Origin of the sequence: Tenacibaculum tangerinum, from assembly GCF_029853675.1 — a bacterium.
Taxonomy (GTDB): Bacteria; Bacteroidota; Bacteroidia; order Flavobacteriales; family Flavobacteriaceae; genus Polaribacter; species Polaribacter tangerinum_A.
The window spans coordinates 2,269,025-2,293,510 of record NZ_CP122539.1 but is presented as its reverse complement, the minus strand read 5'-3'; the positions used below and the strand labels follow the sequence as shown (position 1 = coordinate 2,293,510).

The 24,486-nt window shown below is 33.6% G+C and carries 20 protein-coding genes and 1 pseudogene; 15 read left to right on the top strand and 6 right to left on the bottom strand.

The window, feature by feature from the left end; all coding sequences use genetic code 11:
• Positions 1 to 49 precede the first annotated feature (49 nt).
• Positions 50 to 2,380 carry a TonB-dependent receptor gene (locus P8625_RS10105; RefSeq protein WP_279650338.1) on the bottom strand — a complete coding sequence of 777 codons (2,331 nt, stop codon included), beginning with the start codon at positions 2,378 to 2,380 and terminating at the stop codon, positions 50 to 52.
• Positions 2,381 to 2,510: 130 nt separating this feature from the next.
• Here P8625_RS10105 and P8625_RS10100 point away from each other — a divergent pair, with 130 nt between their 5' ends.
• Genes P8625_RS10100 through P8625_RS10090 form a run of 3 tightly spaced genes read left to right on the top strand, consistent with a single transcriptional unit; the run spans position 2,511 to position 4,859 of the window.
• Positions 2,511 to 3,170 (top strand): metal-dependent transcriptional regulator, encoded by a 660-nt coding sequence (locus P8625_RS10100; protein ID WP_279650337.1) that lies wholly within the window; start codon positions 2,511 to 2,513, stop codon positions 3,168 to 3,170.
• A gap of 28 nt (positions 3,171 to 3,198) precedes the next feature.
• Positions 3,199 to 4,035, top strand: coding sequence for a ZIP family metal transporter (locus P8625_RS10095; protein WP_279650336.1), 837 nt, complete (start codon positions 3,199 to 3,201; stop codon positions 4,033 to 4,035).
• A 38-nt stretch (positions 4,036 to 4,073) separates the two neighbouring features.
• Complete coding sequence (locus tag P8625_RS10090) at positions 4,074 to 4,859, top strand: class I SAM-dependent methyltransferase (RefSeq protein WP_279650335.1); 786 nt, start codon at positions 4,074 to 4,076, stop codon at positions 4,857 to 4,859.
• 117 nt (positions 4,860 to 4,976) lie between these two features.
• On the opposite strand, the gene P8625_RS10085 is transcribed toward P8625_RS10090, so the two are convergent.
• On the bottom strand, positions 4,977 to 5,726 hold the full coding sequence (locus tag P8625_RS10085; protein ID WP_279650334.1) for a beta clamp domain-containing protein: 750 nt from the start codon (positions 5,724 to 5,726) through the stop codon (positions 4,977 to 4,979).
• Positions 5,727 to 6,024: 298 nt separating this feature from the next.
• Between P8625_RS10085 and P8625_RS10080 the strand changes: the two genes are divergently transcribed.
• From P8625_RS10080 to P8625_RS16370, 8 genes and pseudogenes are all read left to right on the top strand, one after another.
• Complete coding sequence (locus tag P8625_RS10080) at positions 6,025 to 9,150, top strand: UvrD-helicase domain-containing protein (protein WP_279650333.1); 3,126 nt, start codon at positions 6,025 to 6,027, stop codon at positions 9,148 to 9,150.
• A gap of 46 nt (positions 9,151 to 9,196) precedes the next feature.
• Positions 9,197 to 10,390, top strand: coding sequence for a glycine C-acetyltransferase (gene kbl / locus P8625_RS10075; RefSeq protein ID WP_279650332.1), 1,194 nt, complete (start codon positions 9,197 to 9,199; stop codon positions 10,388 to 10,390).
• A 119-nt stretch (positions 10,391 to 10,509) separates the two neighbouring features.
• On the top strand, positions 10,510 to 11,895 hold the full coding sequence (locus tag P8625_RS10070) for an OmpA family protein (RefSeq protein ID WP_279650331.1): 1,386 nt from the start codon (positions 10,510 to 10,512) through the stop codon (positions 11,893 to 11,895).
• A 186-nt stretch (positions 11,896 to 12,081) separates the two neighbouring features.
• A complete protein-coding gene (atpD, locus tag P8625_RS10065) occupies positions 12,082 to 13,593 on the top strand; it encodes a F0F1 ATP synthase subunit beta (protein ID WP_279650330.1) in 1,512 nt (503 codons plus the stop codon).
• A 45-nt stretch (positions 13,594 to 13,638) separates the two neighbouring features.
• Positions 13,639 to 13,932 carry a F0F1 ATP synthase subunit epsilon gene (locus P8625_RS10060; RefSeq protein WP_279650329.1) on the top strand — a complete coding sequence of 98 codons (294 nt, stop codon included), beginning with the start codon at positions 13,639 to 13,641 and terminating at the stop codon, positions 13,930 to 13,932.
• A gap of 95 nt (positions 13,933 to 14,027) precedes the next feature.
• The gene (locus P8625_RS10055) at positions 14,028 to 14,309 is read left to right on the top strand and encodes a Sec-independent protein translocase subunit TatA/TatB (protein WP_279652942.1); all 282 of its coding nucleotides are present in this window, start codon (positions 14,028 to 14,030) and stop codon (positions 14,307 to 14,309) included.
• A 498-nt stretch (positions 14,310 to 14,807) separates the two neighbouring features.
• Positions 14,808 to 15,196 (top strand): annotated as a pseudogene (locus P8625_RS16375) (IS982 family transposase); the annotation flags it as partial.
• 6 nt (positions 15,197 to 15,202) lie between these two features.
• The gene (locus P8625_RS16370) at positions 15,203 to 15,358 is read left to right on the top strand and encodes a hypothetical protein (RefSeq protein WP_407704776.1); all 156 of its coding nucleotides are present in this window, start codon (positions 15,203 to 15,205) and stop codon (positions 15,356 to 15,358) included.
• 47 nt (positions 15,359 to 15,405) lie between these two features.
• Here P8625_RS16370 and P8625_RS10045 read toward each other — a convergent pair whose 3' ends face one another.
• On the bottom strand, positions 15,406 to 17,265 hold the full coding sequence (locus tag P8625_RS10045; RefSeq protein WP_279650328.1) for an ABC-F family ATP-binding cassette domain-containing protein: 1,860 nt from the start codon (positions 17,263 to 17,265) through the stop codon (positions 15,406 to 15,408).
• Between the two features lie 691 nt (positions 17,266 to 17,956).
• Here P8625_RS10045 and P8625_RS10040 point away from each other — a divergent pair.
• The 4 genes from P8625_RS10040 to glpK all read left to right on the top strand — a co-directional run bounded on the left by P8625_RS10040 (position 17,957) and on the right by glpK (position 22,807).
• On the top strand, positions 17,957 to 18,106 hold the full coding sequence (locus P8625_RS10040; protein WP_279650327.1) for a hypothetical protein: 150 nt from the start codon (positions 17,957 to 17,959) through the stop codon (positions 18,104 to 18,106).
• A 145-nt stretch (positions 18,107 to 18,251) separates the two neighbouring features.
• Positions 18,252 to 20,048 (top strand): tetratricopeptide repeat-containing sensor histidine kinase, encoded by a 1,797-nt coding sequence (locus tag P8625_RS10035; RefSeq protein ID WP_279650326.1) that lies wholly within the window; start codon positions 18,252 to 18,254, stop codon positions 20,046 to 20,048.
• Positions 20,017 to 20,694, top strand: coding sequence for a response regulator (locus P8625_RS10030; protein WP_279650325.1), 678 nt, complete (start codon positions 20,017 to 20,019; stop codon positions 20,692 to 20,694). The genes P8625_RS10035 and P8625_RS10030 overlap by 32 nt, the downstream gene beginning before the upstream one ends.
• A gap of 628 nt (positions 20,695 to 21,322) precedes the next feature.
• A complete protein-coding gene (glpK, locus tag P8625_RS10025) occupies positions 21,323 to 22,807 on the top strand; it encodes a glycerol kinase GlpK (RefSeq protein ID WP_279650323.1) in 1,485 nt (494 codons plus the stop codon).
• A gap of 31 nt (positions 22,808 to 22,838) precedes the next feature.
• Here glpK and P8625_RS10020 read toward each other — a convergent pair whose 3' ends face one another.
• From P8625_RS10020 to P8625_RS10010, 3 genes are all read right to left on the bottom strand, one after another.
• The gene (locus tag P8625_RS10020) at positions 22,839 to 23,315 is read right to left on the bottom strand and encodes a biosynthetic peptidoglycan transglycosylase (protein ID WP_279650322.1); all 477 of its coding nucleotides are present in this window, start codon (positions 23,313 to 23,315) and stop codon (positions 22,839 to 22,841) included.
• A 186-nt stretch (positions 23,316 to 23,501) separates the two neighbouring features.
• Positions 23,502 to 24,299 carry a hypothetical protein gene (locus P8625_RS10015; protein ID WP_279650321.1) on the bottom strand — a complete coding sequence of 266 codons (798 nt, stop codon included), beginning with the start codon at positions 24,297 to 24,299 and terminating at the stop codon, positions 23,502 to 23,504.
• 3 nt (positions 24,300 to 24,302) lie between these two features.
• A complete protein-coding gene (locus P8625_RS10010; RefSeq protein ID WP_279650320.1) occupies positions 24,303 to 24,482 on the bottom strand; it encodes a hypothetical protein in 180 nt (59 codons plus the stop codon).
• Positions 24,483 to 24,486 lie beyond the last annotated feature (4 nt).

The window sequence follows — 24,486 nt, the reverse complement described above, 5'->3', positions numbered from 1 at the left end:
TTAGAATGTTTCTTAAACGTTAATCAACAAACGGTATGTTATCTGAATATTAATTACTAGAGAGTTTTATCCCAAATACCACAGTTCTTGGTGTGGCAGGTCCATAAATAAAATTGCTGTCACGCTCTTTGCCGATGTCAAATGTAGCTTGATATGCATCAAAAACATTCTTAATTCCAGCGGTAAGCTCTAGGTTTGTATGTAGTTTTTCTATTTCAAAAACATAACTGCTATTTATTCCCAAATTAAAGAAAGAAGGAGAAGTAACATACGCATCGTTTGCTAAGTTGAGTGGAGAAGCTAAGTGAAGCACTTTCATACTGCCTGTGTATACTAAATTTAGAGCAGTTGTAAATTTTTGGTTTGGAGTATACGTTGCAGTAGCATAGCCATACGTGTTTGGTGTACGTAAAAAATCTCTTTCAAGAGGTAATTCATCCGAATTGTTTATTGCAGAATTGTAGGTGCTCGACTGATAGGTAAAGCCTGCATCTAATTGTAAAACTCCATCATAGTTTAGTCGAGTTTCTAGGGTAATACCTTGCACTACGGCACCATCACTATTTCTTTTTTTAAAAACCTCACCAAAGGCATCTTCGCCAACAGCTTCTAAATAAAAAGCATCTTTTAAGTTGGTGTAAAAACTCTCAAAAGTGAATCCGTATATATAATGCTCGGTAGGTTTATCGTAATTAAAAGATAGTGTATAGCTGTTAGAACGTTCTCTTTTTAGATTATCAGCTAGTACTACACGCGAAATTCCACCACCAGCAAAGGCAATATGTAAATCGGTGTCAAAAGCTTGTGGTGCCCTAAATCCAGTACCCCAAGTTCCTCTAATTTGTGTGTTTTCAAAAGGCTTGAACAATAAAGATATTCTCGGACTAGCCACATTGTTAATAATTGTTTTTTGAGTTTTATCTTGTTTTAAAGCATTTAGTTTATGGTTGTCATAGCGAATACCTGTTAGTAGATTTAATCGTTTGTTAATTTCCCAATCACTTTGAAAAAAGAATCCGAAATTTTGAGTTACTTGGTCTACCTTATATTCATAAGCATCAATAACATCAAAAACATCGTCTTGTACAAATTCACTACCAATGGTTAGTACATTATTTCCTCCTAAAAATGTTTCTAATCGGTGGTTAAATTGCAAACCTCCTTGAAGAGTCGTTGTGGTGGAGTTCCCATACGGAGGACTTGCTAGGTGTTCGGTATCTTCAGGAGTATTTATATCAGGGCGAATTCCTGTATAATGTTCTCGGTCGGTATGTTGTGTAGCGAAATACGAAATGATAGCACTTTTATCATCGTTAAAGTTGATTTGATAATCAATATTTCCTACATACACATCGTGTACGCGTTCTTCCGATTGCATGGCAAAATGAGGCGCATTATCAACCATTTCTCCACCATAACGATATTCGTTCATTTTGCTGAAATTCACTTCTATTTTTTGATTTTCTGTTGGAAGTAAAAACAAATTGGTACCAAAAGAATTGTTTTTTAGCTCAGATACTTCAGAATAATTATCACCATTCGCATCGTATAGTCCTCTTTTTCGGTTGTTGATAAAAAAGGAAGCACCAGCATTGTGATCTTCGTTTACTACGGTAGCATTTCCGGCAATAATATAATCAGAAGTTCCTTTGATATTTTGATAGGTATACCCAATACTATAGTTGCTTTTCTTCGGAATTTTAGTAATTACATTTACCGTACCACCAATAGCACTAGAGCCATACAAGGCAGAACCACCACCACGAACCACTTCTATTCGCTCAATCATATTGGTAGGAACCTGTTCGAGTCCGTACAATCCAGTTAGCGGACTAAAAATTGGGCGACCATTAATTAGAATTTGAGAGTAACCACCCGCTAAACCATTCATACGAAGTTGTGTATAGTTGCACGTTTGGCAATCGGTTTCAACACGTAAACCCGTTTGAAATTTTAATCCTTCCGATAAATTACAGGCCTGAACGTCTGCCAAGGTTTGACTGTTAATCACATTAACAATAACGGGACTGTTAGTGCTGCGTTTATCAGTACGAGTTCCAGTGATGGTAACTTGGTCTAAAATTTCAGCAGTTTCGGTCAGTATAAAATTGACTGTTTTTTCTTCAGAAGAATGCATCGTAACGGTTTTTCTTTCTGACAAAAAACCAATGGTTGAAGCTACTAAAACGAATTTATTTTTGGTAGCTTCTAAGGTATAGTAACCAGATTCATCAGTCGTAGTTCCATTCGCTGTTCCCTTTATAAAAACATTAGCAAACGGAATATGCTCTCCAGAAGAGGACGTAACTTTTCCTTTAATTATTTGTCCGTTTACAATACTCGATACGATTATAATTACAAAAGCAATGCGATGTTTCATGTTAAAATAGTTTGCTGATAAACAGTTTTAAAAAACAAAATTTATGCAAATATAAATTAATTTTTAGTCAAGACTAAAAATATGTTTAATTAAATCAAAATTTATATATTTGTATATCTAAAAAAACAGTATGTTTAGTCAGTCTGAAGAAAATTACATAAAAACAATGTATCACTTAGCTGCCTATTATAAGAAAGGAATCAGCACTAATGCCATAGCAAAAAAAATAGATACAAAGGCATCTTCGGTAACCGATATGGTTAAAAAGCTATCTGAAAAAAATGTAGTTAGCTATAAAAAATACCAAGGAGTAACCTTAACCGATTTTGGAAAAAAAATAGCAGCGAATATTGTTCGCAAACATCGCTTGTGGGAAGTTTTTTTAGTAGAAAAGCTCAACTTTTCTTGGGATGAAGTGCATGAAGTAGCAGAGCAGTTAGAGCATATTAAATCTCCAAAACTCATTAATGAATTGGATGCTTTTTTAGGATACCCGAAAAGAGACCCACACGGAGACCCCATTCCAGATAAAGAAGGAAACTTACAAGTCATAGAAAAAAGCTTATTGTCTACGTTACAAAAAAATGAAACAGGAATATGCGTTGGGGTAGACGATAGTTCTTCAGAATTTTTACGCTTTTTAGATAAGCAGGAAATAGCCTTAGGAAAACAACTAAAAGTGATAGAAAAAGAACCTTTCGATGGTTCTTTAGTCATAGAAATGGACGGTAAAACTCTTTCGGTATCGAGTAAAATTGCAAGCAATTTATATATTCAAAAATCACGATAACTAACGTATACAAAACAATATTTTATAAATGGATTCATTTGATCAATTAGTAAATTTTGGAAAAGAGCACCCAATACAGGCAGCATTATACGCATCGCTATTCACATGGGGCTTAACTGCTTTAGGAGCAAGTTTGGTATTCTTTTTTAAAAAATTAAACCGAGCAGTTTTAGATGGAATGTTGGGTTTTACAGGAGGCGTAATGGTTGCAGCAAGTTTTTGGAGTTTGTTAGCACCTGCCATAGAAAATAGTCCAGGCGAAGGATTTGTAAAAGTACTTCCTGCTGCAATAGGTTTTGCGCTGGGTGCACTAACACTTTTTGGGATGGACAAATCATTACCTCATTTGCATATTAATTTTGGAGAAGAGGAAGTAGAAGGGGTAAAAACAAATTGGCACAAAACAACATTGTTGGTGCTGGCAATTACGCTGCATAATATTCCAGAAGGCTTGGCTGTAGGGGTGTTGTTTGGTGCGGCTTCATCGTTAGTGGGGGCAGAGCAAACAGAAATGATTATCGCCGCTATTTCCTTAGCTATTGGTATTGGAATTCAAAATTTTCCAGAGGGATTTGCTGTCGCGATGCCTTTAAGAAGACAAGGCGTAAGTCGCTTTAAAAGTTTTTGGTACGGGCAAATGTCGGCTATTGTAGAGCCCATAGCGGCAGTTTTAGGAGCGGTAGCAGTATCGTTTTTCACACCTATTTTGCCCTATGCCTTAGCATTTGCAGCAGGGGCGATGATTTTTGTGGTGGTTGAAGAAGTAATTCCAGAAACACAACGTGATAAGTATACCGATATCGCAACGCTAGGTTTTATTGGCGGATTTATAGTAATGATGTCGTTAGATGTAGGATTGGGGTAGCGTATGAAGTATTTTAGAATATAGAATTAGAGAATATAATGGATGAGAGTTACAAAGTTGGGGATTTGATTTATGATGCGAATGTTTATGATGGAATGAACACGAATTTAAACGACTTAGCGTTTTATAAGAAGTGGTTGCCAAAAAACGAAGATGCTCGTATTCTCGAACTTTGCTGTGGAACAGGAAGACTTACAATTCCGATTGCAAAAGAAGGATATAATATTTGTGGAGTTGATTTCACTTCTTCTATGATTGAACGGGCAAAGCATAAGGCACTCGAAGCTGGATTAGAAATTACCTTCATTAAGGAAGACATCAGAAATTTACATTTAAGAGAAAAATACGATGTTATTTTTATTCCATTTAATTCAATTCATCATTTATATAAGAATGAAGATTTATTTAAAGTATTTGAAACGGTAAAAAATCATCTAAAAGATGAAGGTATATTTTTATTTGACTGCTTTAACCCCAATATTCAGTATATAGTTGAAGGAGAGAAAGAACTCAAGAAAATTGCTAATTATATCACTTCTGATGGAAGAGAAGTGCAGGTAAAACAATCTATGCGATATGAAAATAAAACACAAATTAATCGCATAGAATGGCATTATTTCATCAATAATGAGTTCGATTCAATTCAAAATTTGGACATGAGATTGTATTTCCCACAAGAATTAGACTCGTATCTGAAACAACATGGCTTTACAATTATTGATAAGTATGGTAGTTTTAAAGAACAGGAATTTAACGATAGCTCTGAAAAACAAATATTTATTTGTAAAACTGAGTTTAAACTCTCGCAACAAAAGATAAACTAGAATGTAATTTAGGACTATTACACCATAGTAAATTTAGGGTGCTTCTGATATAATTTTTAAAGCTACTTTATCTATACAAACTGGAACTTTAAGCTAGTCAAACTGAACTGATAATTTTTATTTAATAACGGGTTTCTTTTCTAAATCGTAAACCGATAATGAGATGTCAACTTCAAACCATTCTTTAAACATTTTATAATTCCGTCTCTGAGGCCATTCTTTTTTATTCACATGCCAAGACTCTAATTCAAACTCAAATATTTTTTTAAATTTCTTTTTAACCCAGCTTTCTATATCAAAAATATCTTCACTAATTAAGTAGACTCTAGGTTCTTTTATTTCTTCTATATCATCAGGATACAAATCAGAACACCAATCTATAAATGGCTGTAAAGGTTTAACGATTATAGCACTACGGTCGATATAATTGTCTTCAAAATCGCCAGACTCATCATCATTTTCCATGTTCTCGAACATCTTTTTCAAAAAATCTTCTTCACTTTGTGTTATAACCGATAAAATGGGGTCACCTTCTGTTTCTCTAATGTCAAAATCTACAATAAAATTAGTGTATTCTTTAAAATGACTTTTTTTATAGGCCATCATTTTTTTTAATAGATTTAAATCCATAATAGAATTATCAATACCATCTATAAACTCCTTAAAACCATCTTTAGGTAAGAGTAATTCCAAGTTGCTAAAGTTCCAAGCGCTCAAAGCAAACTCAAGCATATCTTCATAATATTCAACTTCCGAAAAATTATCTACAAAAGGTTCTATAAATCGCTCTAGTAATTTTGAGTACTTTACTCCTTTATTTTGTATAATATTGGGTTCGTTAAATAAATTAATTACCTTTTTTTTCATCGTATTGTATTTTGTTATTGTGCTATAAAACTTTCTTGCCTCTTTGTATCATTACTCTTTTTGATAAAAAAGTTGTTTTATGCATTTCATTAGTTTGTGGTTAAACTACAAATATATTCGTTTAAAAGTTAGGTAACTAAGAGTTACAATTTTTCACAAACTTACTTTAACCCGAATTGTGTAATAGATTTTCTAATGCATAATGCGGGTTTAATTAATACCAATTGTTATCTTAAATTATAAATGGTATAATCTCCAATTTATGTAACTTCGTGCAATTAGTATTTAAAAATTAATTGTGCAACAACGAACTACCTTTCAAGTATATAACGCTTCTGCGGGTAGTGGTAAAACCTTTACCTTGGTAAAAGAATACCTAAAAGTTTTACTACTATCTGAAAATATTTTTCGCTTTCAAAAAGTATTGGCAATTACCTTTACCAACAAAGCTGCAGGCGAAATGAAAGAGCGTGTGCTGCATAATTTGCAAGTTTTTTCAGAAGGAGAAACCAATGATTTAATTGAAATTCTTTTGCAAGAAACATCGCTAGACAGAACGGTTATAAAAGAACGAAGTAAAAAAATACTCGATGAAATCCTTCGAAATTATGCTGCGTTTTCAATTACCACCATCGATAGCTTTACCCATAAAATCATTAAAAGTTTTGCATATGATTTAGGCTTACCACTCAATTTTGAAGTAGAAATGGATGCTGTTTCATTATTGAATGAAGCGGTAGATGTACTGATTTCTAAAATAGGAAGCAATGAGGCGTTAACCAAATTATTGATTGATTTTTCACTTGACAAAGCAGACTATGATAAGTCGTGGGATATTTCTCGTGAACTTAATGAGTTCGCTAAGATTTTGTTGAATGAAGAGGATACAAAACATTTTAAAAAATTAGCTGAAAAACAATTAGCTGATTTCACGAATTTAAAAGCCAAGTTATCAAAACATCAAGCGCAAATAAAAAAGCGTTGGAAAGAAATAGGAGCAGAAGGGTTACAAGCAATCGAAAACGTACAATTAAACTCCAAAGATTTTTATCGTTCGATGTTGCCCAATCATTTTGTAGCATTGGCTAAAAATCCAGAAGCAGCAAAATTTTTTGACCAAAGCAAACTGAAAGATCGAATTGAAGAAGGCACATTTTATTCCAAATCCACAGCAGAAAATACCAAATCTGCCATTGAAGGGATTTTACCCGAGTTACTTCAGTTGTATGCGGAGTCTGAACGCTTATATCAGCAATTTACGCTGAATAAACTAGCACTGAAAAGTATTATTCCATTAGCAGTTTTAAACAATATCAATCAAGAATTAACACACTTAAAAGAAGAAAATAATTTACGATTAAATGCGGAGTTCAACCAACTAATTTCTGAGAATATTAAAGACCAGCCCGCTCCATTTATTTATGAACGAATCGGGCAACGTTTTATGCATTACTTTATTGATGAAATGCAAGATACATCGACCTTGCAATGGCAAAATTTAATTCCGTTAATAGACAATGCGCTAGCACAGGAAAACAGTAATTTGCTACTTGTAGGCGATGGGAAACAAGCTATTTATCGTTGGCGTGGCGGAAAATCAGAACAGTTTATCGGGTTAGGGTCGCTATCAGACAATCCTTTTCAAATTCAGAAGGAAATAAAAATTTTAGAAACCAATTTTAGAAGTTATGCAGCGGTCATAGATTTTAACAATCAGTTTTTTCAGCATACCGCCAATTTCTTACAAAACGAATCGTATCAGCAATTATTCATTGAAGGAAATAAACAATTAAAAACTACAAAAGAAGGAGGTTTCGTATCGCTTCACTTTTTAGAAAAGGAAGAAGACAAAGAAGAAGAGCTGATAAAATACCCGAAAAAGGTTTTAGAGCTTGTTAGAAATCTAGAAACTCAGTTTTTATTGAATGAAATTTGTATTCTAGTTCGTAAGAAGAAAGACGGAATTGCAGTAGCAAATTATTTGTCAGAAAATGGAGTAGCCATTATTTCTTCAGAAACCCTGTTGTTAGAAAATAGTTCAAAAGTCAAGTTTATAATCGATATTCTGCAAGTCATCCAACATCCGAACGATAAAGAAACCTGCTTAGAAGTCCTTTATTTTTTGCACGAGCATTTAAAGGTAGTTGAAGATACTCATTCTTTTATTGCTGAATTGATATACAACACTAACGAAATCATTTTTCAACAGTTAAAAAACTACGGAACTTCTTTTGAACTGTCAACGTTTTATCAGTTGCCTTTTTATGAAAAAGTCGAGGAAATTATTCGAGGCTTTCAGTTAATCAGTGCTTCCGATGCCTATGTGCAATTCTTTTTAGATGTAGTATTAGAGCAACAACGAAAAGGCACCAGTATTCAAGAGTTTTTGGATTTCTGGTCAGAAAAAAAAGACAAACTAAGTATTGTAGCTCCCGAAGGCGGAAATGCAGTGCAGGTAATGACCATTCACAAATCGAAAGGATTGGAATTTCCTGTGGTAATTTTTCCGTACGATTTAGATGTATATCGGCAAGTAAATCCGAAAGTTTGGCTAAACGAATTGCCTGATAGTTTTAATGGATTTACAGAATTGTTAGTTCCTTTTACAAGAGAGCTGAATTATGTAAATGACAGCGGTTCGGAAATCTATCAACAACAAAGAGAAGAGTTAGAGTTAGATAATTTTAACCTGTTATATGTTGCCCTTACAAGGGCAGTTGAACAGTTATATATTGTTACAGAAAAGAAGATGTCTTCTAAAGGAGAAGAGAACACGAACTTCTACTCAGGAGTATTTATCAATTATCTAAAAAAAACAGGTAAATGGAGCAATGATGTTTTAGAATTTTCCTTCGGAAATAAACGACGAGTAAGCATTCCCAAAGAACCGATATCAGAAATTCAAATTCAAGAAAAATTCATAGCCACACCTTGGAAAGAACACAATATTTATATGTTAGCAAGTGCCTCAAAGTTATGGGATACCGAGCAAGGAAAAGCGATTGAGTTTGGTAATTTAATTCATGAAATGATGGCGAAGGTGGTTACAGAAGACGATATAGAAAAAGTAGTGTTTGAGTATGAGCAACAAGGAGTATTACCGCAAAAAGAATCATCCGAAGTTATTAAAGACATGCAACGAATTGTAAATCATCCAAAATTACAAGAATACTTTTCAAAAGAAGTAATAGTTTTTAATGAAAGAGAAATTGTAGATGTAGACAATCAAATTGTAATTCCAGACAGGTTGGTTTTTAATGCAGTACGTGAGGCTACTATAATAGATTACAAGACAGGAAAACAATCGAACGTGCACCATCAGCAACTGTTAAGGTATGAACGCGTATTAAAGTCGATGAATATTAAAGTAGTAAAAAAAATACTCGTATATATTGATGAAGAAATTTTGGTTGAAGAAGTTTAACAACTAACTTTGGACTTTTATAGCAAACAACTTTCAAACATTAATTATGTACGGAAAAATTAAAGAACACCTACAACAAGAAATTCAGGATATTAAAGATGCTGGATTATATAAATCAGAGCGAATTATCACGTCGTCTCAAGATGCAGTCATTAAAATTTCTACAGGAGAAGAAGTAATTAATTTCTGTGCCAACAACTACCTAGGGCTGTCAAATCACCCAGAAGTAATTCAAGCAGCTAAAGATACGATGGATACACACGGGTTTGGAATGTCGTCGGTTCGTTTTATCTGCGGAACACAAGATATTCACAAACAATTAGAGAAAAAAATTGCCGATTTTTACACCACAGAAGATACCATATTATATGCGGCAGCTTTTGATGCCAATGGAGGAGTATTTGAACCTTTGTTAACCAAAGAAGATGCAATTATTTCCGACAGTTTAAATCATGCATCAATTATTGATGGTGTACGCTTGTGTAAGGCAGCACGTTATCGTTATAATAATAATGACATGGCATCTTTAGAAGAGCAGTTAATTGAGGCAAATAAACAAGGTCACCGTTTTAAAATTATTGTAACTGATGGAGTTTTCTCTATGGATGGTATCGTAGCAAAATTAGACGAGATTTGTGACTTGGCAGATAAGTACGATGCTATGGTAATGGTAGATGAATGTCATGCTGCTGGATTTATTGGTAAAACAGGCCGCGGAACGGTAGAGTTAAAAAATGTAATGGACCGTGTTGACATTGTTACAGGAACCCTTGGAAAAGCATTGGGTGGAGCCATGGGAGGATATACTACTGGTAAAAAAGAAATCATTGAAATTTTACGTCAGCGTTCTCGTCCGTATTTGTTTTCAAATTCCTTAGCGCCAGCTATCGTAGGAGCATCGCTAAAGGTATTCGATTTATTATCAAACGATACCAGCTTAAGAGATAAACTAGAATGGAACACCAATTATTTCCGTGTAGAAATGGAAAAAGCAGGGTTTGATTTAGTAGGGGCAGACGCAGCTATTGTACCAGTAATGTTATATGATGCAAAATTGTCGCAAGTAATGGCAAATAAGTTGTTAGAAGAAGGCATTTATGTAATCGGTTTTTTCTATCCTGTAGTGCCAAAAGAACAAGCTAGAATTCGTGTGCAATTATCGGCAGCTCATGAAAAAGAACATTTAGACAAAGCTATAAATGCATTTATTAAAGTAGGAAAAGAGCTAAACGTAATATAAATATGTTGCCTAAAAACTTGCTTTTTTTATAAGTTTTTGTAGATTTGTTTTTGTAAATAAGTTTTAACAACTTACATTTGCGTAATATATAAACGAACTTTTAATTTAAATTTTTAATAATGAAACAATTAAAATTAGCTGTGATGGCTTTATTTGCGTTTGCTGCTGTAAACGTTAGCGCACAGGATTCAGACAACCCATGGGCGGTTAGTTTTGGAATCAACACGGTAGATGTTAGAATCCCTACAGAATTTGCAGATTATGCTAAGGATTATATCGGTACTGGAGAGTGGGGTAGTAATACATTACCTTCAATTTCAAGAATTACTGTTGAAAAGTATTTGAATAGCGGTTTTACCTTACAATTTGCAGGATCGTTAAATAAAGTTAAAACGTATGCTGCAATAGATGATATTGATCAACTTTACTGGGCTATCGATGCTAACGTGAAGTACGACTTAAACGGTCTGTTCGGAGATACAGGTTGGTGGGATCCTTTCGTATATTTAGGAGGTGGTTACACTGATTTTGGTAGAATGATAGACGGTGATTTTGTTGAAGGAGGAGAAGGAACTTTAAACGCAGGTGCTGGATTCAACGTTTGGTTTAATGACAACTTAGGGTTATCGTTCCAAACTGGAGGAAAGAAAGAATTTGCTGATAAAATTAGAGATCACTTCCAACACTCACTTGGTTTAGTATTCAAGTTCGGAGGAAAAGATACTGACGGTGACGGAGTATACGATAGAGATGATGCTTGTCCAGAAGTTGCAGGATTAAAAGAATTCAACGGATGTCCTGATACTGACGGTGACGGAATCAAAGATTCTGATGATGCTTGTCCAGAAGTTGCTGGTTTAGCTGCTTTAAACGGATGTCCTGATGCAGATGGTGATGGTATCGCTGATAAAGATGATGCTTGTCCAACTGAAAAAGGAACTCAAGCAAACAACGGTTGTCCAGATGCTGATGGAGATGGTGTTGTAGACGGAAAAGATAAGTGTCCTAACACTGCTGGTCCAGCTGCTAACAACGGATGTCCTTGGCCAGATACTGACGGTGACGGAGTATTAGACAAAGACGATAAGTGTCCTAATGAAGCTGGCGTTGCATCTAACAACGGATGTCCTGAAGTAGTAATCAAAGAAGAAGCTATCAAGAGATTGAACGAGTTCGCAAGAGCTATCTACTTCAACACTGGTAAAGCTACTTTTAGAACTGGTACTACTGGAAAATTAGACTTAATCGCTGAGGTGATGAAAGAATATCCTAAAGCTAACTTTAGTATTCAAGGTCACACAGATAGTTCAGGATCTAACTCATTAAACCAAAGATTATCTGAAAGAAGAGCTAAGGCTGTATTAGACTACTTAGTAGTTAAATCAGGAATTGATTCTTCAAGATTAGTATCTGCTGGATTTGGTGAAGATTACCCAATCGCTGATAACAGCACAAGAGAGGGTAGAGCTCAAAACAGACGTGTTGAAATTAAATTAGTAGACTAGTTCTCTAATTCAAACGAAAATACTTAAAAAGGAAGCCTCACATTTGTGAGGCTTTTTTTATGATATTTTTTATATAAAAATGTTTAGAAAGGTTTTTTAAATTCCTTCAAAAAAATTACCTTTGCACCTTGAAAAAATGAGCTAAAACTCATACAACAAATAAAATAACTTTAATTACATATAGTAATGTCTACAATAACAGGTAAAGTTTCTCAAATTATTGGTCCAGTAATCGATGTTGAGTTTAACACAGAAAATGCTGAATTGCCAAAGATTTATGATTCGTTAGAAATTAAAAAAGCAGATGGTTCAATTTTAGTTTTAGAAGTTCAACAACATATTGGTGAAGATACCGTTCGTACTATTTCTATGGATGCAACAGATGGTTTGCAAAGAGGACAAGAAGTAGTTGCTACAGGTAACCCAATTCAAATGCCAATAGGAAATGATATTTACGGTCGTTTATTTAATGTAACAGGTGATGCAATCGATGGTTTAGGAGATTTGCCTAAAGAAGGTGATGCAGGTTTGCCAATACACCGTCAAGCACCAAAATTTGAAGAATTATCAACTTCTACCGAAGTACTATTTACAGGAATTAAAGTAATCGATTTAATTGAGCCTTATGCTAAAGGAGGTAAAATTGGATTGTTTGGAGGAGCAGGAGTAGGAAAAACGGTATTAATTCAAGAGTTAATTAATAACATTGCAAAAGGACACGGAGGTTTATCTGTATTTGCAGGAGTTGGAGAAAGAACTCGTGAAGGGAACGATTTATTAAGAGAGATGTTAGAATCAGGAATTATCAAATATGGCGATGATTTCATGCATTCTATGGAAGATGGTGGATGGGATTTATCGAAAGTAGATAAAGTTGGAATGAGAGACTCTAAAGCAACTTTCGTATTCGGACAAATGAATGAGCCACCAGGAGCACGTGCTCGTGTAGCCTTATCAGGATTAACAATTGCCGAGTATTTCCGTGACGGAGCTGGTGAAGCACAAGGAAAAGATGTATTATTCTTCGTTGATAATATTTTCCGTTTTACACAAGCTGGTTCTGAGGTATCTGCACTATTAGGTCGTATGCCATCGGCAGTAGGTTACCAACCAACGTTAGCAACTGAAATGGGAGCAATGCAAGAGCGTATTACTTCTACTAAGAAAGGATCAATTACATCGGTACAAGCGGTATATGTACCTGCAGATGATTTAACAGACCCTGCACCAGCAACAACATTTGCTCACTTAGATGCAACTACTGTATTATCTCGTAAAATTGCAGAGTTAGGTATTTATCCTGCGGTAGACCCATTAGACTCTACCTCAAGAATTTTAACTGCTGATATTTTAGGAAATGAACATTACGATTGTGCGCAAAGAGTAAAAGAAATATTACAACGTTATAAAGAATTACAAGATATTATCGCAATTTTAGGTATGGAAGAATTATCTGAAGAAGATAAATTAGTAGTTCATAGAGCGCGTCGTGTACAACGTTTCTTATCGCAACCATTCCACGTAGCAGAGCAGTTTACTGGAATACCAGGTGTTTTAGTAGATATTAAAGATACCATCAAAGGATTTAACATGATTATGGATGGTGAATTAGATAAATATCCTGAAGCAGCATTTAACTTAAAAGGATCAATTCAAGAAGCAATTGATGCTGGAGAGAAAATGTTAGCAGAAGCGTAATTAATTGGCCTAAGCAAGCAGCTTAAAGCCTAAAGCATTAAATTTATGTATTTAGAAATTGTAACACCAGAAGCTATTCTATTTTCATCAGAAGTCGACTCTGTAGTAGTGCCAGGTATCAACGGGGAGTTTCAGATTTTAAACAATCACGCCCCTATAGTATCTGTTTTAAACCAAGGAAAAGTAAAGGTATATCTAAATGGCCAAAATCAGTTAGTTTTTGATGATTTACATACAAGTATCGAAAGATCACCAGAAAATGATAAAGTTTTAACGTTAAAGATAAATTCTGGAACGATAGAAATGAAAGATAATAAAGCGATTATTTTAGCAGATTAATTCGTTTTATACATAAAAAAAGGGCCAAACAATATTGTTTGGCTTTTTTTTATACAATAAACAAAACCCGATTGAATTTAATTATCTTTGCAGTAATGAGCGGAACATTTTTATTTATAGGAGGCCCTGAGATTTTTGTAATTCTTTTAATAGTTGTCATGCTATTTGGGGCAGATAAGATACCTGAAATTGCTAGGGGACTAGGAAAAGGTATGCGTCAAATAAAAGATGCTACAAACGATATTAAAAGAGAAATTAACGATAGTGCAAAAAATCAGGGTATAGACACTGACTTCGTAAGAGACATAAATAAGGAAGTAAACGAAGTAAAAGATAACATCGATGACGTTACAGGACCTATAAAGAGGAATCGTTAATACGACCAGCCATTGGTATCATGCAATAGGGGTATAGTTTAGCTCAATCTTATGGGGCAATAGCTCAAATAACGTGAGTTCGGGATGAAAATGTTTCTTAATTACACGAAAAAAAGCGGAAAATTTATTATACTAAAGTGTTAATTTTTAATTGTATAGCTAAATTATCCACTATTATTTCTGATTTTAAAATTACTTGATTTTTCTGTTTAATTGATGATTTTTGTGCCGAAATTAATCAAGTTATCGATAAAAATGCTTTAGAAACCTGTTCAAAGATAGTTAGACGAAGAAAGCCTAAACTTACCCAAAGTGAAATAATTACAATTATGGTGCTTTTCCATTTTAGTGGTTTTAGGTGTTTTAAACACTTTTATATCGAATATGTTAGCAAACACTTGTCAAAAGAATTTCCAGATTTAGTTTCCTATAACCGATTTGTTGAATTGAAAAAACGTTGTTCAGTGCCTATAATACTGTTTAGGTCAATGTACAGGGATCTCCTTTTTAGATTCTACCACTATTAAAGTATGTCATTATAAAAGAGAAAAGCAGAACAAAGTTTTTAAAAACACCGCAAAAAAAGGGAAAGGAACCATGGGGTGGTTCTTTGGTTTTAAACTTCATATTATTATCAATGAAAAGGGCGATATCGTTGACTTTTTAATTACGCAAGGTAATATAGATGACAGGCAACCACTTAAAGATAAAGCCTTTCATAATCGTGTGTTCGGAAAAATATTTGCCGACAGAGGGTATGTAGGTAAAGAACTGTTTGAACAGCTTTTTGTAGATGGAATACATTTGGTTACAAAAATTAGAAAGAACATGAAAATACTCTTATGCATATCTATGATAAAATTATGCTTAGAAAAAGGGCTGTTATTGAAAGTGTGAATGATATTTTGAAAAACGTATGTCAAATAGAGCATACAAGACACAGAAGCTTCGATAACTTTATCTTAAATTTAGTTGCAGGGTTAATCGCTTATTCGTTCTATCCAACTAAACCTAATATCAATATCGATAACCTACAAAGAATAGGGTAAACTATCCCGAACACAAGTTAAAATATCTAAACCAATACAAGAGAGCTCTAACCCTCTAATTTCATTGAAAGCTCAAACCAACGTTCTTCTTTTTCTTCCAAGCTTTCAATAATTTCTTGTAGTTCTAGTGATTTTTCATTGATATCATCCATCGCAATTTCTCCATTTGTAAATTGCGCTTCTAATGTTACTTTCCTTTTTTGTAACTTTTCAATATCAACTTCTAATTGACCAAATTCTCGTTTTTCATTGTAGCTTAACTTTCCTTTCTGTGGCGCTTTTTCTTGCTTTTCGGCTGCTTTTTTTTCTTCTTTAGGTTCTGGAGGTAAAGAGCTTTCATACGCTCTGTAATCAGAGTAGTTTCCTGGGAAATTCTCTACTTCTCCATTTCCTTTAAATACAAATAAACCATCTACGATTTTATCCATAAAATAACGGTCGTGCGATACCACCATTAAGTTACCAGGATAATCGAGTAAAAAGCTTTCCAAAACGTTTAAGGTTACCACATCTAAATCGTTGGTAGGCTCATCGAGAATTAAAAAGTTCGGGTTCTGAATTAACACCGCACATAAATACAGACGTTTCTGCTCTCCGCCACTTAACTTTTCAACAAAATCGTGTTGTTTTTTTCGGTCGAATAGAAAGCGTTCTAACAACTGAGCTGCAGAAATTCTTCGTCCTTTGGTCAACGGTATTTCTTCTCCAAATTCTTTAATGACTTCGATTACTTTTTGTCCTTCTTTTATTTGGATTCCTTTTTGAGTATAATACCCAAATTTTACGGTTTCACCAACAATTACTTTACCGCCATCGACAGGGATTTTACTCGTTATTATATTTAAGAAAGAGGATTTTCCCGTTCCATTTTTTCCGATGATTCCTATACGTTCTCCTCGTTTGAAAACATAGTCGAATCCGTCTAAAATAACCGTATCGCCAAAGTTCTTCTTAAGTTTATGAAGCTCTACTATTTTACTTCCTAAGCGCTCCATGTTAATTTCTAGCTGAACCTCGTGTTCTTTTCTACGTTGGTGTGCTTTCTGTTTGATTTCGAAAAAGTCGTCAATACGTGATTTTGATTTGGTAGTACGTGCTTTTGGCTGGCGACGCATCCAATCTAATTCTTTTTTAAACAAGCTTTTCGCTTTGCTTAAATTCGTAGCTTCTAAAGCCATTCGTTCTTCTTTATTTTGAAGATAGTACGAATAGTTTCCTTTGTATTTATACAGTTTTCCGTTATCTAATTCGACAATCTCATTACACACGCGTTCTAAAAAATAACGATCGTGTGTAACCATAAACAGCGTAATTTTTTCTTTAGCAAAAAACGCTTCTAACCACTCAATCATTTCTAAATCTAAATGGTTAGTTGGTTCATCGAGTATTAATAAATCGGGCTTGTTAATTAAAATGATAGCTAACGACAATCGCTTTTTTTGTCCACCCGACAGTTTTCCTACTTTTTGTGATACATCTTCGAGTTTTAACTTGAATAAAATTTGCTTGTATTGCGTTTCAAAATCCCATGCATTGTGTTGCTCCATCAATTCAAATGCTTTTTGATACGCTTCTGTATCATCAGGATTTTGCAGTGCTTTTTCGTATTGCTGAATAATTGGGAGAATGGTGTTTTCTGTAGAAAAAATAGTTTCTTCAATCGTTAAGTCAGGATTCAAATCATCGTCTTGCGCTAAATAAGCAATAGCAATTCCTTTTCTACTTATAACTTGTCCTTCGTCTGGGGTGTCTTTTCCAGCAATAATATTTAAAATTGAGGTTTTTCCACTGCCATTTTTGGCTACAAAGGCTATTTTTTGATCTTTATTTATTCCGAAAGAAATATCTTCAAATAAGACCTTTTCACCATACGATTTTGCTATATTCTCTACTGATACGTAATTCATTCTCTATAATTTTATGCAAAAGAAACAAAACAGGCTGAATTCTAAGTTAAAAAGCAAACAATTCAAAGACAAAATTAAGGGTTCTTCATTTAAGAAGAGTCTTTTTTAGTAGTCTAATTTTATAAAAGATTCTTGCTTTTTAATTACAATAAAGCACTCAGTAATTAGTAGGTTTTTGCAGCATTCAAAGCAGAAACTTGTATTTTCTTTCATTTATCTTACGCAGATGCTATGTTTTAAGTTGTTTATCTCATCTTAGTAGTTATTATTACAGTGCTAGTCAAGTAGATGGTTGCTTTTTTAGCTAGAGACATATTTTTGTTTTTCCTCTACTTGAAGGTCTAAATATGTATTTAGAAGGAGCTAATCTAGAACAACTTGCCAATTTTCTATGGTTTATAATTTTTAAATAGCTGAATTTTTTGGTTAATAGCTCCCAAGAGTATTTATAGCCTTTAACGATGAGGTTTAACTCTCCTAAATCTTACTAATTTTCAGTCGTATTCTTCTCTGAAAAGAAACGGTTTTTTTATTTCATACCTAGCACTACGATAAATGGCATGGTTATTGAAATATTATTTACAATAGAATGTTAAAGTTTTGACTTTCTAATAAAAACACATTACTTTAGACTACAAGTTATTCTCCTTATTCCCTAGAATTATGTATTAATTATAAACCCTATATAGATATGGAAAACAAATACTTACAAGAAATCGCAATGAGTTTAAGCCCAGATGAAACCGATGGTGATGGAACCACCACAACGACTACGACAACAACCACGACTACAACTACTGATACAACTGGAGGAGGTGGTGGTGGTCAAGGTGGAGATTAGATATTAAAAAAACACTTCTGTTTAATATAACATTAAAACCATTACTTTTGATTGTAATGGTTTTATCTTACGATTTGTGATGAAAAATTTTCTCTATTTTGTTTTTTTCTGTTCATCTTTTATTTTTTCACAGAAAAAGAGTGATATGATTGACTTAATAAAAGAAGATCTTATTGAATCTGGGAGACAGGCTTATTTTAGTAAAAAACTTCCTTTATTAAAAACATACACCTTACAAGTTGATTCTTTATTCCAAAAAACAAACGACTCTGTTTTACTGGCAAAGTATTATCACTTTAAAGCCTTGCAAAATAAACTCACCTATACCAATGATAGCGCTTTTTATTATTATCATCAATCTAAAGACATTTCAAAAAAAATAAATGATTCTCTAGCTGTGGGTAGACGTCTACTCAGCTTAGCAATATTACAGAGAGACGCAAAAGATTATAGAGGAAGTGAGATAAGCTTAATCGAAGCTCTACAATATTTAGAACCAATACAACCTTCTATTTATCTTGAAAGGGTTTACAATGCTTTAGGTTTAGCTTCCGAAGAATTAAACCAAGTAAAAGATGCCTTAAAATATTATAACAAAGCTATTTTTTATAACAAAAAAAACAAAAACGATATTGGATATATCTATATTATCAATAATCTTGGTTTGTTATATCAAAAACAAAAGCAACACCAAAAAGCCATTCAATATTTTAGAAAAGGGCTGTCTGAAGATAGCATTAAGCAAAAATACCCTACGCAGTATGCTTTGTTACTGGAGAATTTAGCTGCGAGTAATTTTTTATTAGGCAAGAAGAAAAGTGTATTACTGCAATACAATGAGGTTCTTCATATTCGTGAAAAGTTAAAAGACTATAATGAGTTATCTATAACTCACATAAACTTAGCAGAATATTACAAAGACCTCAACCAAACTAAAAAAGCCATATTTCATGCTAATGAAGCTTTAAAATATGCCAAGCAAACGCATAACAACAAAAAGTGGCTAGAAGCGCTCGAAAATCTTTCTGATTTGACCAGAGGAGAGCAATCCAAAAAATATTTACAGGAGTACATTACTTTAAACGACAGTTTATTCCAAAACGAGCGCAGATTAAAAAATCAGTTTGCTAAAATTCGCTATGAAACGGATAAAAAAGAAAAAGAAAATGTGGTATTGAAAACAGAAAATCAACAAAAACAAGCAGAAATACGCTACCACAAACAGCAAAAAACGATAGGCTGGTTGGTGGCAGCAACGGGACTCTTATTATTCGGTTTTAGTATTTTATTTTATACCTATCGAAGAAGAAAACTACTATACCAAACACAATTGCAAAAAGTAGAGGCGCGAGAGCATGAGCGACAACAAATAGCCAAATCGTTACACGATGAAGTAGCAGGAGATTTGCGTTTATTGCATCAAAGGTTGGCAAAATCAAACCTAGTAGACGAGGCACAAAAATTACATGCCGTAAAAGAGAATGTGCGTAATTTATCGCATCAGTTAAGTAGTATTAGTTTTGATAAAGTTTCTTTTAAAGATCAAATAATCAACTTAGCAAGTGATTATTTTGACCTCGACTTTAAAATAAAAATTAACGGATTGCAAAACTACGATTGGTCAACAGTCGATAATTCTATAAAACGTTTACTGTACTTAAGTATTCGCGAAAGCATACAAAACTGTAAAAAATATGCACAAGCAAGTAAAATTAGCATCAATTTTTCTGTACGTAAAAAATACGTACATTTGAACATTATTGATAATGGTGTTGGTTTTGATACTAGTATTAGTAAAGGGGGAATAGGACTACAAAACATGCAAGAACGCGTTGAAGAACTCAACGGAACATTCAAAATTACTAGTGAAGTAGGTAAAGGAACCCAAACCGATATCCAAATACCACTGCATGACTGGACGAACAAAAATACTTTTAGTTGATGACCATCAGTTAATTCTTGAAGGGATTCTCTCGTATTTAAAAGATATAGATGGTTTAGAAATTGAAACAGCAAATTCTTGCGACGAAGCTTTTCATAAAATAAAATCGAGTTTACAAGAAAATCCTTTTCATATCATTTTTACCGATTTAAGTTTTGATAATCAGTATAATAATAGGGTTTTAGATAGTGGAGAGTCGTTAATAAAAGCTATTTGTAAAGAAGAAATTCCGATTAAAGTAGGGGTTATTACGGGTCATTCTGAAACAAACAGGATTTTCAATGTTATTCACAATTTAAACCCTTTAGCATACATTTTAAAAGGAAAATGTAGTACAGACGAACTTACTTTTGCCATTCGAAAAATGTTAAAAGATGAAATATATTACACCCATGAGATTCATGAAAAACTCTTAAAAAGAGCCTTAGTTGAAATTCAAATGGATGATATTGCTATTCAGATTTTAAAAGAACTTCCTAAGCATGCTAAAATAGCGAACCTCGAAGGATTGATTAAAAAAGAAGACGGCTCTTTAGTAAAAGTTCGCTCTATAGAAAGTAAGTTGTCGAAGTTACGGGCTGATTTGCAGGTAAATAACAATACTCACTTGGTGCTTAAAGCAAAAGAATTAGGAATTGTAGATTAATTTCTTTTGCGGAAAGACACGCTTTTTTTTGCGGATATCCCCTTTTTTAACAAAACAGGAATAAATATTTTTGTAGCTCAATGTAATTATTGGGGAGAATCTTGATAAAGATTAAGAGAAATAAAAAAGGTTTTTAGGCTTCTAAAAACTTTTTTTTGCGGAAAAGCACACTTTTTTTTGCGGATATCCCCTTTTTTAAACCCTACATACAAGCTACATTTGTAGTATCTTCTTTTCAAAACTAAACTTGAAAAAAGACATTTAAGGGGAATAATAAACCTTCTAGAGTTATCTAGAAGGTTTTTTTAGTCACTATTTTGCGGAAAAACACATTATTAACTTCGGATATCCCCTTTTATTCACTCTATATCCATCTTATTTTTGTAGTGTCATTATGTAATGACAATTAATTAAAGGGAAATTAATTAAAATTTAAAAACAATGGGGAAATTATTTAATGCTTTAACTTCAATGTTAGCAGAATTCGGTAAAGGGGCCGGATATGCATTAAGACACTAAAAGTTACTAACCAAATTTAAACATGTAAAGCCTTCTAGAGTTATCTAGAAGGTTTTTTTATTACTCTGACTAAAATTGTACCTTAGGCTTTTAATGATTTTACATATACATGACTCGTAAATATATTATTGCCTTAGACCAAGGAACCACTAGCTGCCGTACGGTTATTCTTAATAAAAGAGAAGAAATTATTGCTAAAGTTCAACAAGAGTTTCAACAAATATTTCCTCAACCTGGTTGGGTAGAGCACGATGCTACTGAAATATTACAAACACAGCTCAACACTTTACAGCAAGCTATTCGTCAAGCAGCTATTGCTGCTTCAGAAATTGCAGGAATAGGCATTACCAACCAGCGTGAAACCACAGTTGTTTGGAATAAAAACACAGGGAAACCTATATATAATGCGATAGTTTGGCAAGATAAACGTACCGCCAATATATGTGAGGAGTTGAAAGAAACAGGACTCGAAAACTATATTCGTAAAACGACAGGATTGGTTATTGATAGTTATTTTTCGGCTACCAAAGTTCATTGGATTTTACATCATGTAAAAGGAGCCCTAGAAGAAGCTGAAAAAGGAAACTTGTTATTCGGAACTATTGATACTTGGTTACTGTGGAATTTAACCGAAGGAAAAGTTCACGCTACCGATTATAGCAATGCATCTCGAACCATGTTATACGATATAAAAAACCTGTGTTGGGATACAACTTTAACAAAAGAACTACACATACCAATTTCTATGCTACCTGAGGTAAAACCCTCTTCTTTTCATTTTGGAAATTATGAATTAAACGGGATTCCAATTCCAATTGCTGGGATAGCAGGAGATCAACAAGCAGCCTTATTCGGACAAGCATGCTTTAATAAAGGAGAAGCCAAAAACACCTATGGAACAGGATGTTTTATGCTAATGAATACAGGAGAAAACTTAGAGTATTCTGAAAATGGTTTGATTGCTACCATTGCTTGGGGAATAAACAATAAGGTGTACTACGCTTTAGAAGGAAGTGTTTTTGTAGCGGGTGCAGCGATTCAATGGTTGCGAGACGGACTACAACTCATTAACAATGCAGAAGAAAGTGAACTTTTTGCCGAAAAAATTACAGACGAGAATCCTGTATATGTCGTTCCTGCTTTCGCTGGTTTAGGTGCTCCGTATTGGGATATGTATGCAAGAGGAGCTATTTTTGGTTTAACACGCGATACGGGAAAAAACCACCTAATTAAAGCCACGTTACAATCACTCGCTTATCAAACCAAAGACATTTTAGATGTGATGCAAAAAGATAGCATGCTACAACTTTCATCATTAAAAGTAGATGGTGGTGCTTGTGCCAATAATGTACTCATGCAGTTTCAAGCAGATATTTTAAATGTACCTGTAGAACGTCCAGAAGAAATAGAAACTACGGTAATGGGAGCAGCCTATTTAGCAGGAATTTGTGTCGGTTTATGGAAACAAGAAGGAATTATAAATAGAAGAAAAATAGACAAAACATTTATGCCTTCCTTCCCTCAAGAAAAAAGAGAACGCTTGTATAAAAAGTGGCTTAAAGCTGTTGAACGTACTAAAGATTGGATTGATTAAAAAAAAGCACGTTCTCATAAAGGCAGTGAATTCAAATACACAATAAGATTTCATCTTTACTGTACACCTTTTCTATGCGATTGGCAATGATGAGTTCTTTGATTTTATTAATAGGCAAACTTAAAAATCCGTGATACTGCCTTCCGTAGAGGTTTTTAATCAATTGTTGGGTAAGGGTACTTCCACAACCTCCAGATGCATAGCGTAATAATAAACTTCTAAAAAAAACTCGCGCATAGCTTTGACCATCGTAACCGTTATGGGAATAAAAACGCTTATCCTCTGTAGCTATTAGTGCTTCTTTTACATGAGTAGGAATTTGTACCAGTTTCACATTGGTTCTATTCTCAGCAAAGATTTTCCCAATAGTTACCTCGTCTGAGGAATATATTAACGAAGCTTCTTCGTTGATGACAGCTGTTAATTCTTCTTTGTTGGGCAATGCACCAAACACTTCAACATATACTAATGAGAATAAGAGTACTAATGAAACAACCCCAAACAGCAACAAGTCTAAGGTGTGTTTTAAGAAAAGGTGTAAGGTCTTTTCTCTTTAAGTTGCAATAGTTTTTCTTTGAGTGTTTTCATGGTACTACAAAACGAATGCTAGTTAGTAAAGCTATAAGGGTATGATATTTTTTTGAGTTTGATTGTTTAATTCTACTGACAAGAAGAATAGGACAAATTATGTTCTTTACTCTTCTTCATTAAAGTCAATTAAATTCTTTTTATCTTCTTCCGTTAAGTCATCTATGGTTAATTCTGTTCTATTAAAATACCTAAAGTTTATATTGATGATATCAGAATTAGGAATTACTAAATAACGACTCTCTATTTGATAATAATCTTTTGAATTGCCATTATCTTTTTCCAAATATCTTCTAATAGGATATTTTAAATGGATGGCTTCTAAATCTCCATTATTATCAATGTAGTAATTAAAATACTCTCCTGAATAAAGAATATTTTTTCCGTTTACTCTACATAAAACATTTATAATTTTATCAGTTATTTCTTCAAATTCATCTGGAACATCTGGAAAATCCAAACACTCACCTGTAAAAATATAATGCCATTTATTTGAGAACCTCAAATATCTCACAGACCTATCAAGATTGAAACTTCTAATGGCTTTTCTGAGTCCGTAACCGATAAAAAAGGAAAGCGTAAAGATGAACAAATTATAAAAGAAAATGGGATACATGTAGCTTCTTAATTGGCTGAAATTTTTTTCAACGCTTTTCTCAGAAGTAACTCCTAATATAAGATCTCCTAGTTGATTGAAGTCTACATAATAACTGGTTAGCCATTCAACTAAAGAAATACCCACCATATGAATAGTTAACGAAGGAATTATAGACCAAGTTAACTCGTTAAAAATATTTCGATTTGGATTTTTTACACTTAATTTAGAAGAATTGAATGCTATTCTAGACAGAAAGCCAGGGGCTAATATGATAAAGATAATAATAGATGTAAATGCAATATTCATTTACTATCCAAGCTCTTTCATACGAAAATATTTATCCCCTATTTTTACAACTTGCCCCTTAGAATTACTAGCAGAAAGTTTATGGGCTATACGCACAATAGCACTACCAACCTCAGGAGAATCAACTCTTAAAGTTTTCTTATGCTTATCACTATTTTCTGTTTTCTTATTAAAAAATGTCATTATG

Coding starts and splice junctions, on each gene's coding strand:
- P8625_RS10105 (WP_279650338.1), bottom strand. CDS start 2,380: ATGAAACATCGCATTGCTTTTGTAATTATAATCGTATCGAGTATTGTA.
- P8625_RS10100 (WP_279650337.1), top strand. CDS start 2,511: ATGTTTAGTCAGTCTGAAGAAAATTACATAAAAACAATGTATCACTTA.
- P8625_RS10095 (WP_279650336.1), top strand. CDS start 3,199: ATGGATTCATTTGATCAATTAGTAAATTTTGGAAAAGAGCACCCAATA.
- P8625_RS10090 (WP_279650335.1), top strand. CDS start 4,074: ATGGATGAGAGTTACAAAGTTGGGGATTTGATTTATGATGCGAATGTT.
- P8625_RS10085 (WP_279650334.1), bottom strand. CDS start 5,726: ATGAAAAAAAAGGTAATTAATTTATTTAACGAACCCAATATTATACAA.
- kbl (WP_279650332.1), top strand. CDS start 9,197: ATGTACGGAAAAATTAAAGAACACCTACAACAAGAAATTCAGGATATT.
- P8625_RS10070 (WP_279650331.1), top strand. CDS start 10,510: ATGAAACAATTAAAATTAGCTGTGATGGCTTTATTTGCGTTTGCTGCT.
- atpD (WP_279650330.1), top strand. CDS start 12,082: ATGTCTACAATAACAGGTAAAGTTTCTCAAATTATTGGTCCAGTAATC.
- P8625_RS10060 (WP_279650329.1), top strand. CDS start 13,639: ATGTATTTAGAAATTGTAACACCAGAAGCTATTCTATTTTCATCAGAA.
- P8625_RS10055 (WP_279652942.1), top strand. CDS start 14,028: ATGAGCGGAACATTTTTATTTATAGGAGGCCCTGAGATTTTTGTAATT.
- P8625_RS10045 (WP_279650328.1), bottom strand. CDS start 17,265: ATGAATTACGTATCAGTAGAGAATATAGCAAAATCGTATGGTGAAAAG.
- P8625_RS10040 (WP_279650327.1), top strand. CDS start 17,957: ATGGAAAACAAATACTTACAAGAAATCGCAATGAGTTTAAGCCCAGAT.
- P8625_RS10035 (WP_279650326.1), top strand. CDS start 18,252: ATGATTGACTTAATAAAAGAAGATCTTATTGAATCTGGGAGACAGGCT.
- P8625_RS10030 (WP_279650325.1), top strand. CDS start 20,017: ATGACTGGACGAACAAAAATACTTTTAGTTGATGACCATCAGTTAATT.
- glpK (WP_279650323.1), top strand. CDS start 21,323: ATGACTCGTAAATATATTATTGCCTTAGACCAAGGAACCACTAGCTGC.
- P8625_RS10015 (WP_279650321.1), bottom strand. CDS start 24,299: ATGAATATTGCATTTACATCTATTATTATCTTTATCATATTAGCCCCT.
- P8625_RS10010 (WP_279650320.1), bottom strand. CDS start 24,482: ATGACATTTTTTAATAAGAAAACAGAAAATAGTGATAAGCATAAGAAA.